Here is a 2201-nt window from a genome sequence, read left to right as displayed (position 1 = left end):
AGAAGGAAGAACATTGACAGCAATGCTCGCACCTAAAAAAGCAAAGTAAAATAGGAGGAAACTTATCATGCCAAAAATGAAAACACATAGCGGTCTTAAGAAGCGCTTAAAGAAAACAGCAAGTGGTAAATTAAAGAGAGGCCATGCATACGTATCTCACTTATCACATAATAAGACACATAAACAGAAAAAGCATCTCGCTAAGTCAACATTAGTACACCCATCAGATTACAAGAGAATCAAGTCTCGTATCTAATAGGTTAATTTTAAGGAGGATATACACATGGCAAGAGTAAAAGGCGGATTTACAACTAGACGCAGAAGAAAAAAGACATTAAAGCTAGCTAAAGGTTACTTCGGTAGCAAACATGCTTTATATAAAACAGCTCATGAACAGGTAATGCATTCTTTAAAGTATGCTTACAGAGATAGAAGACAGTTAAAGAGAGAAATGAGAAAGCTTTGGATTGCACGTATCAACGCTGCTTGCAGAATGAACGATATGTCATATTCAACTTTCATGCATGGTTTAAAACTTGCAGAAGTTAACGTTAACAGAAAGATGCTTTCAGAAATCGCAATTGCTGATCCTGAAGGTTTCAAGGCTTTAACTGATTTAGCTAAAGAACAGTTAGCAAAGTAATCTAAAGTGCCAGAGATGGCACTTTTTTCATGCTTAAAAATATAAGTGTTTTGGCTGTGATGTAGTGTATAATGAACTTATAAGTAAACAGAAAGTCATAGAAAAGGTGAAAAGCAGTGAAAGAAAAAGCGATGGATAGGTATGAAGATATAAAGCATGATTTTAAAACGTCATATATCAATAGTGAACAATCTGTAGGTATGTTCCATCTTAATGATTTAGGGCCTCAGTTTAACGGATGTCCTTTATTTGCATTAAAAGTATCTTTGGCACTTGCTACTATTGAGGCAGAATTATATTCTACACTTAATGATGGTGTTAATTATATGTTCTATCATACATATGAGAATGTTGATGAAATCATAGTGGGTGTACATGTTGAAACACAAGAAGAACTGGATGAAATGAAACGTGACAGGGATTTCGTACTTAATTCAGGTAAACTAGATTATGAAGATGCATTTAGGGATGAGTAGAAGATAATTTTGAAATTCAATTTTTCTTCGATATTCGGAGGTTAAAAGACATGCACAATGATATAGTTATAGAAGTTATTGATAAGATAAAAAGTGGTAAACCTATACTTGTCATGCAGGCGATTCTTACAGGAATTGAAGCGAAAATAACTGATGAAGCCTTTATTGAGGAAATAAAAAACAATAAAGATAATGAAATATGTTTGCTAAATATACCTATAGGTTATGTTGCAACAGCTGCATTAGATGTACTTGGAAAAGAAACATATATGGGTAGTAATGAATATATATTAAAAATGATAAGAGATTTTAAAAATGGTACAATTAAAACCGAATGATGAATTTTTTTGTTAAAAAAATATATATGTAATAGAGATGTTGAGAGCAAGAGGGTGAAAAAATGAGCGAATATTCTGATTTTAAACATGACTTCAGAACGGATTATGAAACCGGAGATCAATCAAGAGGCATGTTCCATCTTGATGATTTGGGGCCTTCTTTTAAAGGTGATCCTATGTTTGCTTTGCGAGTATCTTTAGCAACTATCGAAGCAGAATTATATCCTACACTCAATGATGGTGTGAACTATATGTTCTATCACACTTATGAGAACGTAGACAGGATTATCGTAGGTGTACATGTTGAAACACAAGAAGAACTGGATGAAATGAAGCGAGACAGGGATTTTGTACTTAATTCAGGTAAACTAGATTATGAAGATGCATTTAGGGATGAGTAGGTAATTATGGAAGAACTAGAATATTATAGAGAAGTAAGAAATGATGTCTATCAGGAAATGGATTCACAGAAAGATACGCCTCATCCTATGTTTTATGGGAGTTCATATGTATTTTCAGACGAAATGCTAGGAGAAAATAGAGAACTGGAATATTTCATGTGCTTGTGCTATGTTGCTTGTGGACTCTATGAACTAGAACACTATCATGGTATTGAGCCAATCATTGAAATGTATATGACTTATTATATTTATCAATATGAACATTATGGTAAATATAAGGATATGCTCGATGATTATGATCTTTTAGAAAAAGATATAGAAAAAATCAAGTCTATGAGAAAAC

General features: G+C 32.9%; 6 protein-coding genes. All 6 read left to right on the top strand.

Annotation, left to right across the window (positions count from 1 at the left end):
• The first annotated feature begins 67 nt into the window (after positions 1 to 67).
• Positions 68 to 256 carry a 50S ribosomal protein L35 gene (rpmI, locus tag ACT8VG_RS10460; protein WP_006505447.1) on the top strand — a complete coding sequence of 63 codons (189 nt, stop codon included), beginning with the start codon at positions 68 to 70 and terminating at the stop codon, positions 254 to 256.
• A gap of 27 nt (positions 257 to 283) precedes the next feature.
• Positions 284 to 643 carry a 50S ribosomal protein L20 gene (gene rplT, locus ACT8VG_RS10455; protein ID WP_006505448.1) on the top strand — a complete coding sequence of 120 codons (360 nt, stop codon included), beginning with the start codon at positions 284 to 286 and terminating at the stop codon, positions 641 to 643.
• Positions 644 to 759: 116 nt separating this feature from the next.
• Positions 760 to 1119, top strand: coding sequence for a hypothetical protein (locus tag ACT8VG_RS10450; protein ID WP_432267381.1), 360 nt, complete (start codon positions 760 to 762; stop codon positions 1117 to 1119).
• 50 nt (positions 1120 to 1169) lie between these two features.
• On the top strand, positions 1170 to 1457 hold the full coding sequence (locus ACT8VG_RS10445) for a hypothetical protein (RefSeq protein ID WP_187012104.1): 288 nt from the start codon (positions 1170 to 1172) through the stop codon (positions 1455 to 1457).
• 62 nt (positions 1458 to 1519) lie between these two features.
• Complete coding sequence (locus ACT8VG_RS10440) at positions 1520 to 1858, top strand: hypothetical protein (RefSeq protein WP_444195834.1); 339 nt, start codon at positions 1520 to 1522, stop codon at positions 1856 to 1858.
• Between the two features lie 6 nt (positions 1859 to 1864).
• A partial coding sequence (locus ACT8VG_RS10435) for a hypothetical protein (RefSeq protein WP_444195833.1) occupies positions 1865 to 2201 on the top strand: 337 nt, incomplete at its 3' end.

Origin of the sequence: Catenibacterium sp. (assembly GCF_052354645.1) — a bacterium.
GTDB classification, from domain to species: Bacteria; Bacillota_I; Bacilli_A; order Erysipelotrichales; family Coprobacillaceae; genus Catenibacterium; species Catenibacterium mitsuoka_A.
This window is presented reverse-complemented; position numbering and strand designations above follow the sequence as displayed.

Coding starts and splice junctions, on each gene's coding strand:
- rpmI (WP_006505447.1), top strand. CDS start 68: ATGCCAAAAATGAAAACACATAGCGGTCTTAAGAAGCGCTTAAAGAAA.
- rplT (WP_006505448.1), top strand. CDS start 284: ATGGCAAGAGTAAAAGGCGGATTTACAACTAGACGCAGAAGAAAAAAG.
- ACT8VG_RS10445 (WP_187012104.1), top strand. CDS start 1,170: ATGCACAATGATATAGTTATAGAAGTTATTGATAAGATAAAAAGTGGT.
- ACT8VG_RS10440 (WP_444195834.1), top strand. CDS start 1,520: ATGAGCGAATATTCTGATTTTAAACATGACTTCAGAACGGATTATGAA.